The organism is Fimbriimonadales bacterium, assembly GCA_035559795.1.
Lineage (GTDB): Bacteria > Armatimonadota > Fimbriimonadia > Fimbriimonadales > ATM1 > DATMAR01.
Genome location: DATMAR010000003.1, coordinates 179,127 through 193,592, shown reverse-complemented (window position 1 = coordinate 193,592; position 14,466 = coordinate 179,127). Strand labels below are relative to the sequence as shown.

The 14,466-nt window shown below is 47.1% G+C and carries 16 protein-coding genes; 13 read left to right on the top strand and 3 right to left on the bottom strand.

The window, feature by feature from the left end; all coding sequences use genetic code 11:
* The 10 genes from nrfD to VNK96_01445 are packed head-to-tail and all read left to right on the top strand — an operon-like array spanning position 1 to position 8,673.
* Positions 1-1,395, top strand: a complete 1,395-nt coding sequence (gene nrfD, locus VNK96_01490; GenBank protein ID HWP30388.1) for an NrfD/PsrC family molybdoenzyme membrane anchor subunit — start codon at positions 1-3, stop codon at positions 1,393-1,395.
* The gene (locus VNK96_01485) at positions 1,396-1,944 is read left to right on the top strand and encodes a DUF3341 domain-containing protein (protein ID HWP30387.1); all 549 of its coding nucleotides are present in this window, start codon (positions 1,396-1,398) and stop codon (positions 1,942-1,944) included.
* Complete coding sequence (locus VNK96_01480; GenBank protein HWP30386.1) at positions 1,941-2,612, top strand: cytochrome c; 672 nt, start codon at positions 1,941-1,943, stop codon at positions 2,610-2,612. The genes VNK96_01485 and VNK96_01480 overlap by 4 nt, the downstream gene beginning before the upstream one ends.
* The gene (locus tag VNK96_01475; GenBank protein HWP30385.1) at positions 2,599-3,774 is read left to right on the top strand and encodes a hypothetical protein; all 1,176 of its coding nucleotides are present in this window, start codon (positions 2,599-2,601) and stop codon (positions 3,772-3,774) included. Before VNK96_01480 ends, VNK96_01475 begins: the two co-directional genes overlap by 14 nt.
* Entirely contained in the window at positions 3,767-4,210 is a 444-nt protein-coding gene (locus tag VNK96_01470) for a hypothetical protein (protein ID HWP30384.1), read from the top strand. The genes VNK96_01475 and VNK96_01470 overlap by 8 nt, the downstream gene beginning before the upstream one ends.
* On the top strand, positions 4,207-5,082 hold the full coding sequence (locus VNK96_01465; protein ID HWP30383.1) for an SCO family protein: 876 nt from the start codon (positions 4,207-4,209) through the stop codon (positions 5,080-5,082). Before VNK96_01470 ends, VNK96_01465 begins: the two co-directional genes overlap by 4 nt.
* Entirely contained in the window at positions 5,079-6,074 is a 996-nt protein-coding gene (gene coxB / locus VNK96_01460; protein ID HWP30382.1) for a cytochrome c oxidase subunit II, read from the top strand. The genes VNK96_01465 and coxB overlap by 4 nt, the downstream gene beginning before the upstream one ends.
* On the top strand, positions 6,067-7,686 hold the full coding sequence (ctaD, locus tag VNK96_01455; GenBank protein HWP30381.1) for a cytochrome c oxidase subunit I: 1,620 nt from the start codon (positions 6,067-6,069) through the stop codon (positions 7,684-7,686). Before coxB ends, ctaD begins: the two co-directional genes overlap by 8 nt.
* Entirely contained in the window at positions 7,686-8,360 is a 675-nt protein-coding gene (locus VNK96_01450) for a cytochrome c oxidase subunit 3 family protein (protein HWP30380.1), read from the top strand. The genes ctaD and VNK96_01450 overlap by 1 nt, the downstream gene beginning before the upstream one ends.
* Positions 8,361-8,364: 4 nt before the next feature.
* Positions 8,365-8,673 carry a cytochrome C oxidase subunit IV family protein gene (locus tag VNK96_01445; GenBank protein ID HWP30379.1) on the top strand — a complete coding sequence of 103 codons (309 nt, stop codon included), beginning with the start codon at positions 8,365-8,367 and terminating at the stop codon, positions 8,671-8,673.
* On the opposite strand, the gene senB is transcribed toward VNK96_01445, so the two are convergent.
* Together senB and senA are read right to left on the bottom strand one after the other, a co-directional pair.
* Positions 8,630-9,616: a selenoneine biosynthesis selenosugar synthase SenB gene (gene senB, locus VNK96_01440; protein ID HWP30378.1), complete on the bottom strand. Its 987-nt coding sequence runs from the start codon at positions 9,614-9,616 to the stop codon at positions 8,630-8,632. The genes VNK96_01445 and senB overlap by 44 nt on opposite strands.
* Positions 9,613-10,890, bottom strand: coding sequence for a selenoneine synthase SenA (gene senA, locus VNK96_01435; GenBank protein ID HWP30377.1), 1,278 nt, complete (start codon positions 10,888-10,890; stop codon positions 9,613-9,615). The genes senB and senA overlap by 4 nt, the downstream gene beginning before the upstream one ends.
* Positions 10,891-10,934: 44 nt before the next feature.
* On the opposite strand from senA, the gene egtD reads away from it, so the two are divergent.
* Genes egtD through VNK96_01420 form a run of 3 tightly spaced genes read left to right on the top strand, consistent with a single transcriptional unit; the run spans position 10,935 to position 14,151 of the window.
* Positions 10,935-11,912: an L-histidine N(alpha)-methyltransferase gene (gene egtD / locus VNK96_01430; protein ID HWP30376.1), complete on the top strand. Its 978-nt coding sequence runs from the start codon at positions 10,935-10,937 to the stop codon at positions 11,910-11,912.
* Complete coding sequence (locus VNK96_01425) at positions 11,912-12,646, top strand: ATP-binding cassette domain-containing protein (GenBank protein ID HWP30375.1); 735 nt, start codon at positions 11,912-11,914, stop codon at positions 12,644-12,646. Before egtD ends, VNK96_01425 begins: the two co-directional genes overlap by 1 nt.
* Positions 12,643-14,151, top strand: coding sequence for a glycine betaine ABC transporter substrate-binding protein (locus VNK96_01420; GenBank protein ID HWP30374.1), 1,509 nt, complete (start codon positions 12,643-12,645; stop codon positions 14,149-14,151). The genes VNK96_01425 and VNK96_01420 overlap by 4 nt, the downstream gene beginning before the upstream one ends.
* Before the next feature lie 113 nt (positions 14,152-14,264).
* Here VNK96_01420 and VNK96_01415 read toward each other — a convergent pair whose 3' ends face one another.
* A complete protein-coding gene (locus tag VNK96_01415; protein HWP30373.1) occupies positions 14,265-14,429 on the bottom strand; it encodes a hypothetical protein in 165 nt (54 codons plus the stop codon).
* Positions 14,430-14,466 lie beyond the last annotated feature (37 nt).

Here is a 14,466-nt window from a genome sequence, read left to right as displayed (position 1 = left end):
ATGAAAACAGAAACCTTAAAACATAAGACGCAAGAAGAGGTGCTCATCGAAGGCGAGCATAACTACGCTACGCTAACGGATAAAATCAGCGATATCGTCTTAGAACAGAAGCCCCCCCGTCAGTGGTTTATTGTATTCGGCTTCGCGTTTTTCGGGCTTACTTGTTTGATGGTAGCCGCGGGTTGGCTATTTATCATTGGCGTCGGAATTTGGGGGGTGAATATCCCGGTGGGATGGGGCTTCGCCATCATCAACTTCGTTTGGTGGATCGGAATCGGACACGCAGGAACACTAATTTCTGCGATTTTGCTTTTGATGCGACAAAGATGGCGAAATTCGATAAACCGCCTCGCGGAGACGATGACGCTTTTCGCCGTGATGTGCGCGGGCATGTTTCCTATATTGCATTTGGGTCGCCCATGGATTTTCTATTGGCTCATCCCGTATCCGAATGCGTTAGGAGTTTGGCCCCAATTCCGAAGCCCACTCGTTTGGGACGTCTTTGCGGTTACGACATATTTGACCGTTTCACTATTGTTTTGGTACGTAGGATTGATTCCGGATTTAGCCACTTTGCGCGATAAGGCGAAATCGAAATTGGGTCAAGTTCTTTCCGGCATCTTCGCGCTGGGTTGGAGAGGAGCAGCATCGCATTGGCATCGTTACGAATCGGCTTATCTGCTTTTGGCAGGTCTCTCCACACCTCTTGTCGTTTCAGTGCACTCCGTCGTTAGTTTAGACTTCGCCGTTTCCATCATCCCTGGTTGGCATACGACGATTTTCCCGCCCTATTTCGTTGCTGGAGCCATTTATTCCGGTTTCGCAATGGTTCTTACTCTCGTGATTCCGATTCGCAAATGGTGGCATTTAGAGGATTTGGTTACGATGCGGCATCTGGAATGGATGGCAAGAATCATGCTCGCAACGGGATTGATTGTTTTCTATGGTTACCTCGTGGAAGCGTTTTACGGTTTTTACAGTGGCAACCCTTACGAGTGGTTTATGATTAAAAATCGAGCCTTAGGACCTTATTCCAATATTTATTGGGCTCTGATCCTTTGCAACGGGATTATGCCCCAGTTTTTATGGATTAAATCCGTACGCAATAGCATCGCTTGGCTTTTCTTCTTGAGTTTGGTTGTCAACACCGGTATGTGGCTGGAGCGTTTCGTAATCGTTATCACGAGTTTGCACCGAGATTACATGCCTTCTTCTTGGGGAATGTACACACCGACGATTTGGGATTGGCTCACCTGGATTGGTACGTTCGGATTCTTCTTGACAGGAATGGTACTTTTCGTAAGGTTCTTACCGACGATTCCCATTGCAGAAATCAAACATCTTTTCCATTCGATGAAACACGAGAAGCCGAAAGAAGTGGAGGTGAAAGTGTAAATGCGAAAAGACCCGACGCGACCCCCCCATTACGGCATGATTGCGCAGTTTTCCGAAGCGGAAGATTTGATGAATGCCGCGAAGAAAGCGCGAGAATTCGGATACGAAAAAGTAGAAGCCTACACCCCTTATGCTCTCGAGGGATTGGTCGATGTTTTGAACAATCGAGATGACCGAGTTCCTTGGGTCGTTTTTTGGTGTGGCATCATCGGTGCCGCTTTGGGATTTCTCATGCAGTGTTGGATCTCCATTGTGGACTTTCCCATGAACGTAGGAGGCAGACCGAATTTTAGTTGGCCATCCTTCATTCCGATTACCTTCGAATGCGGAATTCTTTCCGCTGCCTTCGGTGCCGTCATCGGGATGCTCGTGATGAATGGTCTTCCGCTTCCTCATCATCCGTTATTCGCTGCGCCGAATTTCGAATCGGCTACGCGAGATAAGTTTTTCCTTTGCATCGAATCCTCCGATTCGAAATATGACCGCAACGAAACCAGAAGATTTTTAGAAGGGTTAGGGGCGGAAACCGTTTCGGAGGTGAATTGGTGAAACGAATCTATGTATATTGTCTGAATGTTTCGCTCGGCTTCTTGGTGATTTCTCTGGGAGCGTGCCAAAGAAACGATATGTGGGAACAGCCAAAGATCAAGACTTTGGGCGAAAGCGATTTCTTTGAGAGTCGTCAAGCAGCGTTGCGACCCGTTCCCGGCACCGTGCCGCGAGGATACTTGAGGGAAGACGAATTTTTATATAAAGGAATAGAAAACGGAGAGATTGCGAAACGATTTCCCTTCCCCATTACACGGGCAATTTTAGAAAGGGGTAGAGATCGTTATAATATTTATTGTTCACCATGTCATGCGCGCACAGGCGATGGCTTGGGAATGATTGTTCAGCGCGGCTACAAACAGCCTGTATCGTTCCATGAAGAGCGTTTGCGAAACGCCCCCCCTGGTTATTTCTTCGATGTGTTTATTAGCGGTTTCGAAGCGGCGAAAGCGAATTACGAGAAGAGCCCGCAGACGAAACCCCCGAAGGAGGACGTAGTGCATCCCGTTCTTTCAAAGCAACTAAAGGCAGAAGACAAATGGGCAATCATCGCCTATATCCGAGCTCTGCAACTCAGCCAGCACGTTCCCGTAATGAAACTCTCCCCGGAAGAGCGCGAAAAACTCGAAAAGGGAACGCAACAGGAGGTAACGAGTGGAACCCACTGAAAAAATCCTTCCTGGTTCGTCTCGATTGCAAACCGTTGGGCTTATTATCGGGATTGTCGGTTTCGCTTTGTTGGCAACCGCATATTTTGCGAATCCCACGAGTTTCTTCGAGTCGTATTTATTCGGTTTTATGGTGTGGTTGACGCCGACACTCGGATGTTTAGGTCTTACGCTTTTATATAACATGGTTCGCGCGACTTGGGGATATCCGATTATTCGATTTTTCGAAGCGGGAACGCGTGTTCTCCCCTTGATGGCATTGCTATCCATTCCGATTTTCATCGGGATTAAGTACATCTATCCTTGGGCGAATCCAGAAGAGGTCGCTCATGACAAAGTCTTACAAGAAAAGACTGCGATCTTTCTGACGCAACCGTTCTTCATCTTGCGCGCGGTGATCTATTTCGGGATTTGGCTTTTATTGATGGTTTGGTTGAATAAGTGGTCACGCAAGGAAGATGAAACGAGTGATGCTTCTTACGCGGATAAGCGTTCGAATTTGAGCGCGCCGGGCGCTGTCTTTTTCGTAATTTGCGTCACGATTGCAGTTACGGATTTGGTGATGTCTTTAGAGCCTCATTGGTATTCCACGATTTTCGGATTACTGAACGTCGTCGGAGAGGCTTTATTCGCATTGGCGCTTGCGATAATTTTCATGGTGATTGTCCGCGATCGCTATCCGTTTTCGTCGCTTCTCGAAAGGAAAAACTGGCGAGACGTCGGAAACCTTACACTTACTTTGGTGGTTCTTTGGGCATACATGTCTTTTTCGCAATTGTTGATCACATGGTCGGGGAATCTGCCGGAAGAAATCACTTACTACGCAGCAAGAAGCGAAGGGAACTGGCGATGGTTCGGCGGAGTGCTCATCTTCTTGCACTTCTTCTTACCCTTTTTCTTGCTCCTTTCCAGTCACGTCAAGCGGACTCCTCGTTTGTTAGGCGCAGTCGCCGCGTGGATTGTCATTATGCGAATTGCAGATATTATTTGGTTCGTTTTGCCTTCGTTTCATCGCGAAAGTGCGCAATTTTATTGGAGCGACGCGGCAGCGTTCTTCGCTTTCGGTGGAATTTGGGTATTCTATTTTCTACTCCAACTCAAGCGAGCCCCTCTTCTTCCTTCCTATGTTTTAGCCAGGCAAGAGGTTGTCGAAAGTGCATAAACAAGAAGAAAAAGAACTCGAGGTATTAGAAACTTACGGTTACGAGCCGAGAGATATCCTCAGTCGGCGAAACGTAGCATTCTTTTTCGCTATCCTCACTATCATCGTGGCAATTTCCATTTGGCTGTCTTTAGAACTTTTCCATTATTTCGAAGAGCATTCTGCAGCGAAAAGATTAGGAGCATTGCAGACGACCGAAGAAGAAGTTCAAGGAATTCCGCCTGCTCCGCGAATCCAAGAAAAGCCGACCGTGGAGATGGTGCAATTGCTGAGTGCGGAAGAGGAGATTTTGAATAACTATGGATGGGTGGATAAAAATGCAGGAATCGCGCGCGTTCCTATCGAGAGGGCTATGGATCTATTAGCGCAATCTCCACCACCTTCGAGGGAAAAAAGAGAAAATCAAACTCGAGATAATCGAGGAGATATGCGATGAAAAGTTTATTTTCCTCGCTGCTGTTTGCACTGTGTCTTTCGATTAGTTTCTCGCAAGCCCCCCCTCCGTCTATCGCCGAGAAAAGAGATACGACCGAAAAACAGCAAACTATGACGAGCGGAGTGACCATCGAACAGCACCTGGACGAACAACTTCCGTTGGACACTGTATTTTTCGATGAGAACGGAAAGGAAGTTCCGCTTGCAACGTTTTTCGGCGAACGCCCCGTGATTTTGGGACTTGTTTATTATCGATGCCCAGCACTTTGTAATAGGATCATTACAGGCATCATCGAATCTCTTAAAGTCGTATCTTTTGATGCGGGAAAAGAATTCGATGTAGTTTTGATTAGCATAGACCCGACGGAATCCCCCGAACTCGCAGCGGAAACAAAACAAAGCATTCTCAAAAGATACGATCGCCCCCAATCGGAGAACGGATGGCATTTGCTCGTAGGTAGCCAAGAATCTATTCTAAGTGTCGCCGATACGGTCGGTTTTCGATATAAATACGACCCAGTACGCAAACAATATGTTCATGCAGCTGGCATTTTCGTGATTACACCTCAGGGGAAAATCTCGCAATATTTTTATGGCATCGAATATCCTCCGAGAGATTTGCGTTTAGCGCTCGTTCAAAGCGCAGAAAATAAAATCGGAACCTTAGTAGACCAAGTCCTGCTTTATTGTATGGTGTATGACCCTGCCACCGGAAAATACGGTTTGGCGATATTAAGACTCGTGCAACTCGCAGGGCTCGTTACGGTTATTGCGTTAGGAATTTTTATCTATCGAATGTTCCGACAAGAACCCAAAGAAGTTATAGAAGAGATTGTCGGTGAAGAACCGTTTACGGAGAAGAAAGAAAGATGAACGGCATAGAATTACTTCCGGAAAGAGCATCCAATTTCGCAGAAGAAATGGATTGGCTTTATTTTACTTTGACCGGCCTTACTATACTTTTTTGTTTAATTGTATTCGGGTCGGTGCTTTATTTGATGGTGAAATATCGCGCTGGGTCGAGAGTAGATCGTTCTAATCCCCCTCACGGAAATTTGAAACTCGAAATCGCTTGGAGTGTGATTCCTCTTCTGATGGGCGTGCCCGTTTTCATTTGGGCTTCGAAATTGTTCGTAGATATGTACACACCGATACCTACGGAAAGCGCTTTGCCGATTTATGTGGTCGGTAAACAATGGATGTGGCATTTGCAGCATCCGACGGGACATAGAGAGAACAACGAATTGCACATTCCGGTGGGGAAACCCGTGAAATTAATCATGATTTCACAAGATGTGATTCACGCGTTTTTCGTTCCTGCGTTTCGCATCAAACGCGACGTGATTCCGGGACGCTATCAAACCGCATGGTTCATCGCAACGAAACCTGGAAAATATCGCTTGTTTTGCGCAGAGTATTGCGGTTCTAAACACTCGGAGATGACCGGGTGGGTTTATGCAATGAAGCCTGCAGATTATGAGAAATGGCTCAAAGAAGTGCGGTGGGGTATGGGTGCAGGACAAAGACCCGAGACGATGGCAGAAATGGGCGAGAAACTATTCCATGTGAAAGGTTGCGATTCTTGCCATAAGCCCGATGGCAAGCAAGCCCCGAATCTCATCGGTATCTTCGGAAAGCAGCGACCTTTAGCGGATGGAAGAATGGTCATAGCCGATGAAGCCTATATCCGGCGCTCGATTTATGACCCCGAGGTACAGAGAGTCGCAGGTTATAAAGCCATTATGCCAACCTATGTGGGAAGACTCGACGAACAAGAAGTTTTAAGATTAATAGCATATATAAAATCCCTTTCAATAAAACCTATGGAAAATAGACAACCTCAGAAGGAGAAAACAAATGACTGAACCCGGAGGTAAGACGGTTCAAAAGAATTATCTGAACGCAGATTACAGCATCAAATCGTGGTTGTTCACTTTAGACCACAAACGTATCGGTATTCTGTATTTGCTCACCATCTGTGTGTTTTTCGCCATCGGAGGAACGATGGCGGCACTCATTCGTTTAGAACTGCTCACCCCTAAATCGGACTTTTTTACCTCGGACACCTACAACAAACTTTTCACACTGCATGGCGTAATTCTGATTTTCTTTTTCCTGATTCCATCCATTCCTGCATTTCTCGGAAACTTTTTGATTCCGCTCATGATCGGCGCGAGAGATGTAGCGTTTCCGAGATTGAATCTGTTTAGTTGGTATATCTTTACATTGGGGGGGTTAATTGCATTCGGAGCCCTCGTCGTCGGAGGTGTGGATACGGGTTGGACGTTTTACACTCCTTACAGCAGTAGTTTTGCTCAGACAGCGGTTACCGCAACGGTCGCCGCTGCATTTATCGCAGGGTTTTCCTCGATTTTTACGGGATTGAACTTCATTGTGACGATTCACAAAATGCGTGCGCCCGGAATGACTTGGTATCGGCTTCCGCTCTTTGTCTGGGCGCATTACGCCACGAGCGTAATCATGGTCCTCGGTACGCCGGTAGTTGCGATTACTTTATTTTTAGTCGGGCTGGAACGAGTTCTCGGAATCGGTATTTTTGACCCCGCAAAAGGTGGAGACCCGATTCTATTTCAGCATCTTTTCTGGTTTTACTCCCATCCTGCGGTTTACATCATGATTCTTCCCGCTATGGGCGTTATCAGCGAGTTGATTACCTGCTTTTCGCACAGGAAAATCTTCGGATACGAGTTCGTGGCTTATTCGAGCATTGCCATCGCTATTATCGGTTTTTTAGTTTGGGGACACCATTTGTTTACCAGCGGACAATCCCGATTCGCCAGTATCGTGTTTTCGTTTCTTACCTTTTTAGTTGCTATTCCTTCTGCTGTAAAAATTTTCAACTGGACGGCAACTCTCTATAAAGGGAGAGTGCGCTTCGAATCTCCTATGCTTTTCGCTTTGGGATTCATAGGGCTTTTTACGATTGGCGGACTTACAGGTCTTTACCTCGCTTCGCTCGGAATGGATATTCCATTGCAAGATACTTATTTCGTCGTCGCTCATTTCCACTACATTATGGTTGGGGGGGCGATAATGGGCTTTCTCGGAGGATTGCACTTCTGGTGGCCTAAAATTACGGGTCGCATGTATCCCGAAGCCTTCGGGAAACTCTCCGCTCTCGTCGTGTTCATCGGCTTCAACTTGACCTTCTTGCCACAATTCATTCTCGGTTATTTGGGAATGCCGAGACGATATGCGAGTTACCCTGAAGAATGGCAAGTTTTGCATGTGCTTTCATCGGCAGGAGCTTCGATCTTGACTGTAGGATATCTAATCACTGCGACTTACTTGATTTGGTCCGTCTTCTGCGGTGAAAAAGCTCCCGCCAATCCGTGGGGGGCGAAAGGACTCGAATGGCAAACCGCTACCCCCCCGATTCCCGACAACTTCGAACACCGCCCCATAGTTCGTGAAGAGGCATATGCTTACGAAGAAAATGTGAAAGGTGCTGCGTAATGACTACTCACCAAGAAGCAATAGAACATCATCCAGACGAACTCGAACTCGGACACCAGTTCGAAGATATCGAGCAACAAACAGAAGCCTACACGGTAGGGATGTGGGTTTTCCTGGTAACGGAAATTATGTTTTTCGGGGGGTTATTCGCCGCATATATCGTATACCGTGCACTGTATCCCGAGATTTGGTACGCCGCTCACGAAAAATTGGACAAGGTTTTGGGAGGCGTCAATACCGCAGTCCTGCTCACCAGCAGTTTCACAATGGCGCTCGCTGTTCGAAGTGCGATGCTCAATCGTTGGAAAGCGCAAGTCAGCTACCTTCTCGCTACGATGGCTTTTGCGATAACCTTCTTGGTCATCAAATATTTCGAATACAAGGAGAAATTCGAGCATCATCTTTTCCCAGGACCGAATTTCAATTTCGGAGACCCTGGCGTCCCGAACGATAAGGCGCAGATGTTTTTCAATCTCTATTTCGCGATGACGGGGCTCCACGGTGCTCACGTCCTCATCGGTGTTATCGTCATGATTGCTCTCGTTATTCGAACGATTAATATGCGAAATCAACGGCAGGATTTCATCCCTGTGGAGTTGGCAGGGTTGTATTGGCACTTCGTAGACATCGTTTGGATCTTCTTATTCCCGTTGTTGTATCTCATAGGTAGGTGAAGTTATGCAAATGCACATTGTTCCGGTTCGCGTTTATTTCATAGTGTATGTTCTTTTGATGATATTGCTTTTTGTTACGTATTGGGTTGCGACGATGCATTTGGGAAGGTGGAACACGGTCGTCGCTATGCTCGTTGCTATGGTGAAAACGTCCTTAGTGGCTCTTTTCTTTATGCATTTGTATTACTCAGGTCGCCTTACACACGTTTGGGCAGCAGTAGGCTTCCTTTTTTTGGTAATCATGTTCGGATTGACGATGAACGACTACATCACGCGCGAACCCTCTGCGCCAGGATTGAGCGTGCCTGAATAAGGTCGTCCAGTAATCCTTTCCATGAATCGCGCTCTTTCCCCGGAGTGAAGAGCGGGCGCAGCCGCGAGCAGTGAAATTGCAAATCTCGATAAAACCTTTCGTCTTTTTCACATCGCAACATCGACTCCGCTAACTTTTTCGTGTCCCCCACCTGGAAATAACCGGGATAATCTTCTCCCAAGATTCCCACGCTTCCCTCGATTCTGCTACTAATCACGGGCACATCGTTCACGATAGCCTCGGAAACCACATTAGCCCCCCCTTCTAGGACCGAAGAGACCACTAACAGTTTCGCGCGTGCTAAGATTCGAAGCGCTTTTCTGTGAGACACTTCGCCCAGCCAGCGATAGCGACCGTTTCTGTCCATCTCCTGCAACGCTTCTCCTCGGTATTCCTCTTCGATTGCCTTTCCGACATGGATGATTCGAATTTTCGATTCGTCGGGTAATAGACGAGCCGCATATGCGGCACGCAAAGGGTCTTTTACCCGCCGAAGATGACACAAAACGCAAACCTCGAAAACGTTTGTCTTCTCGCGTGGTTTCGGTAAAACAGGCTTCGCCGATTGAAAAATCGCTATTGCTTTTTTTTCGATTTCAGGTGTCAGAGCTTTCTTCGCTAAGGGCTGAAGAGTTACGATGCGGTCTGCGTATTCTAAAGAGTGTTTCGCCTCTTCGCTCGACGACAAATCCTGATAAACATCCGTCCCCGTAAGCGCAACAATTAATGGCTTATCGGGATATTTTATTTTGTATTCTCGAATTGCGGGATAACTTTTCCGAGCATGGAGAGCGATGAGCAGATCGCATCTATTGTTTGCATACTGATTCGTTACAGAGACGCTATGTCCTAACTCGCGTAAGATATTTGCCCATCTTGTGGCTGTAACGCGATTACCATGTCTCGAACCTTTCGGAGCCGGAGTAACGATGAGAATTCTCATATCGCGCAAGTGCGAAATCCTGCCAAAACATCCCTTCTATCCGGGCGATAAAAATTTCGATACGCATTCCGGATGAGCCTCGAGCGCGTCGTCCATGCGCCCCCCCTAAGAACTTTATGATCATAAAACCAAGGCTGGGAATATTCCTTGTAAGGATCCGGCGTGAATCCCGGATATGGAGAGAATGTACTCGATGTCCATTCCCAGGAATTCCCGAGCATTTGCCGACATCCGAATGGACTATCTCCATCCTGTAATGCGCCGACTTCGATAACCCCCCCATAATGCCAATCCAAGTTCGCACGATTCGGAGTAGGAGATTCGTCCCCCCATGGATATCGTCTTTTCCTTCCTGTTTCTGGTTCCCACGATGCCGCCATTTCCCATTCTGCTTCCGTCGGCAATCTTCTTTTCGCCCATCGACAATAGGCTTCCGCTTCATAATAATTTACGTGAATCATCGCACGATTGGGGACCAAAGGAAGCCACCGATTGAAAATACGTTGAAGCCACTCGCCATTTTCTTGCTTCCAATATAAAGGGCATTTTGCTTGTGCTTTCTCTCTCCAAGCCCATCCTTCTTTGCTCCAAAACTCCGGGTTTTCGTACCCCCCCGCTTCGACGAATTGCAAAAACTCCCCTTGGGTAACTTGAGAGCGGGCGATACGAAATGGCTGAACCATAACCTCGTGCTCCCACTTTTCGTTATCGAAAACGAACACCTCCTCTCTCGAAGAGCCTAATAAAAATTTTCCGCCAGGGATTTCTGCATCTCCTTGTAAAACACCTCCTTGGGGGGGGTGCTCTGTTGCAAACGGTGGAGGGGAATAACCCAGAGTTTGCCTCGTGTAAGTGAATGCCTCTGTGTGCATGTCTTCGTGGAAAACCGAAAGCATCGTGAAATATCGCAAATCGTCATTCAGTCCTTTTTCCAAAACACGGCATACAGCATCTCTCACGTCGTGCAAGTATCGAATAACGCGTTCACGGGTCAAAAGAGGAAGATGCCAGCGGTCGTCATGACGGACTGCGGCGGAATCGTAAAACTCGTCTACGCGTTCATCGAGAGGGGGTAGTCCGCATACGTGCCGGAGAACCCATCTTTCCATGAACCATGAGACGTGCCCGATTTCCCAAAGAGGCGGGTTTATAATCCCTAACTCGGGACCCAGCATTTGTTCGTCGGAAAGGTCGGCGTGAAGCATGAGAGTCCTCTCCCGGGCGTCGCAGACCCAAGAAATAAGGAGTTCGGAGGTAATTTGCTTTGCTTGCATAGAAACTCTTCCCCTATTCTGCGATAAACTGCCTTTCGCATACTATGCCCAACCGGCTGGAATGGATAAATACGCTCGGAAAAGAATCGGGGCTAAGCATTGCCTCTGCGGTTAGAGAGGGCTTAAGCGCCTCCCGAAAATGGCTTCCCCCTTGGCTGCTTTATGACGCTTTCGGGTGTGAGTGCTTCGAAGCGATTACGCGCCTTCCGGAATACTATCTCACGCGGTCGGAGACGGAGATCTTGAGCAGGCATACTGGGGACATCGTCGCAGCGGCAGGGGAGAATATCTGTTTAGTGGAATTCGGTGGGGGTAGCGGTAAAAAGACGCGCTTATTAATCGAAGAAACTCTGACTCGGCAGAACGAACTGCACTACGTTTCGATTGACATTGCCGCATTCGATCTTTTAGATGCATCGCAAAAGTTATTGGACGATTATCCTTCTCTTCGCATCACTGCAATTGCTGGAGAATATAACGACAGCATTACGAGAATCCCTTCGCATCCTGGTGCGAGACTTTTTTTATTCATGGGAAGCAATATCGGTAATTTGGAAAATTCGCAGGCAATATCATTTTTATCTTCCGTGAGGAGAATCGCGGAAACGCAAGACAGGCTGCTTGTCGGATTCGATATGGTCAAAGAGAAAGCGGCACTCGAAGCGGCGTATAACGATAGCCAAGGGATTACAGCCGCGTTCAATAAAAATTTACTCGTTCGTATCAACCGCGAACTCGAAGGGGATTTCGAAATCGAAAAATTTTCGCATATTGCAATCTATAATGAAAAGCAACACCGTATAGAAATGCGGCTCGTAAGTGAATGCGAACAAACGGCGCGCATAAAAAAATTGAACATGTCTGTGCCATTCGAAAAAGGAGAATATATTCACACGGAGAATAGTTATAAATACACATGCGAATCATTTCGCGCCATTGCGGAATCGTCGGGATTCGAGATGCATAAGATCTGGTTCGATGAAAGGGAATGGTTCGCCGTTGCCATGTTGGAGCCGAAGTGATGATCGAATTTCGTAACGTAAGCAAGGTTTTCAACGGCACCATCGCATTGCATCCGACGACGCTCGAAATTGAAAAAGAAAAAACCACCGTATTAATCGGACCGAGCGGATGCGGAAAATCTACGCTCTTGAAGTTGGCGATGGGATTAATCGAACCATCGAGCGGAGAAATTATCTTCGATGGAACAAAAGTTACGAAGGAGACAGTTGAAACTCTCCGAAGACGGATGGGATACGTGATTCAAGATGGAGGACTTTTTCCGCATCTCACAGGAGAAGAAAACGTAACCCTCGCCGCGAAGGAATTCGGCTTATCGAAAGAAGAGATTCGAAAAAAACTGGATGAACTTTGCGAACTCACGCATTTTCCGCGAGACGGATTGAAGCGCTATCCTGCCGAACTCTCGGGGGGGCAGCGTCAAAGACTGAGTCTCATGCGTGGGCTTATTCTCGACCCGCAGGTTCTTTTATTAGACGAGCCGCTGGGAGCACTCGACCCGATGGTGAGAGCATCTCTGCAAACCGATTTGAAAGAAATCTTCAAACGACTCGGCAAAACAGTGCTCATGGTAACACACGATATGGGAGAAGCCGCATATTTCGCTGACGTCATCGTGCTCATGAACGAAGGTAGAGTTGTGCAAAAAGGTTCTCTGGAAGATCTGACGAACCGCCCTGTTTCTCCATTCGTGAATGACTTTTTGCGAGCGCAAAGGACGATACATTCTTTATGAAACGAAGCATCACGATTCTCTTGTTTTTCGCAATGTGCATCCTCGGGTTCGGTGAGGACCGAACGATAGTCATCGGTTCGAAACGATTCACGGAAAGTTATGTGTTAGGCGAAATCGCGAAAAAGGCGTTGCAAGAGAATGGGATTCCTGCCTCTCACCGCAAGGGAATGGGAGGAACTTTGATTCTATGGCAAGCCCTGAAATCGGGTGAAATCACCGTCTATCCAGAATACACGGGAACCCTCACGGGGGAAATCTTGAAACGCCCCGGATTGACCGATGCCCGTGAAATCCGACGCGAACTCGAACCCTACGGAATCGGAATGTCCGAAGAATTGGGTTTCAACAATACCTACGCTTTAGCGATGCGAAAAGATAAAGCGCAAAAGTTGGGAATAACCAAAATCAGCGACCTTCGTAAATATCCAGAATTAAGGGTGGGGATTACTCCTGAATTTTTAGGAAGAAAGGATGGCTGGAGACCGATGGCACAGCGTTATGGATTGAAAATGTCCAACGTGCGCGCTATCGAACACCAAATCGGATATCAAGGATTGATTTCCGATGAAATAGATATCAAAGACGTTTATTCTACCGATGCGAAAATTGCGGAATACGGTTTGACGATTCTAAAAGACGATTTGAATTTCTTCCCGAAATACAATGCGGTATGGCTGTATCGTCTCGATATTCCCCAGAATGCGTTGAAGGTTTTGAATTCTTTAGCAGGAACTATTGACGAGAACCTGATGATTAAACTCAATGCAGAGGCGGAAAGAACTAAAGATTACACTGCCGCGGCGGATTTATATTTTCGAGAAAAATCCGGCGTCGCGATGGAATCTCAAACGCAAAACGTTGCTATGAACATAGCGCGATGGACGTTACAGCATCTTTTTTTAGTTTCTGTTTCTCTCGCAATTGCCATTGCAATAGGAATTCCTCTTGGAATCTTTGCCAGTAAACCGGGATTGCTCAGCGAAGTTATTTTAGGATTTTGTGGCGTCGTTCAAACAGTTCCCTCTCTCGCTCTTTTGGCGCTGCTCGTGCCGATTCCGTTTTTGGGAATCAGCGAAAAAACCGCCATCACAGCGCTCTTCCTTTATAGTTTGCTTCCCATTGTGCGGAATACTGCGACGGGGTTGCAGGATATCCCTCCTTCTTTGAAAGAATCTGCCATCGCTCTCGGCTTACCGCCCAAATCGCAACTTCTGAAAATTTATTTACCGCTCGCATCTCGTTCTATTCTTGCAGGAATCAAAACGAGCGCTGTGATTAATGTCGGTACGGCGGTTTTGGCGGCTTTCGTGGGAGCGGGGGGGCTCGGAGAACCGATTATCAGCGGATTGAATCTTCTCGACATGAATACGATTTTCCAAGGGGCGATCCCCGCCGCTGTTCTCGCCTTGCTCGTGCAGTATCTTTTCGGGTTGTTGGATTTCGTCTTCATCCCGAAGGGTCTCAGGATAACGGAGAGGAAAAGAAAAGAAGAACCCGCTTTGTAAAATTGGTTATGCTCGGAAATTCGCTCGAAGAGATTAAAGACATAGCCGCAGGCATTGGCGCCTGCGGCTTATAGGTTTTACTGGTCTGTAAATCGGAGGTCTAAAGCGTCGCTTTATACATCCGGTTTTACGGGTGGCTGACCGCCTTTGACTTCTTCTTTTTGAGGTGGAGGACCTTTCGGCTCGGCCATCTCTTCTGCGCCTCCACCGCAACCGAAAAGCAACAGAAGATTCGAAACGAAGACTATCAACGTTATAAAAGCGAGTATTTTCTTCACGAAAACACCTCCTGAAATGTTATACGATTATTATATC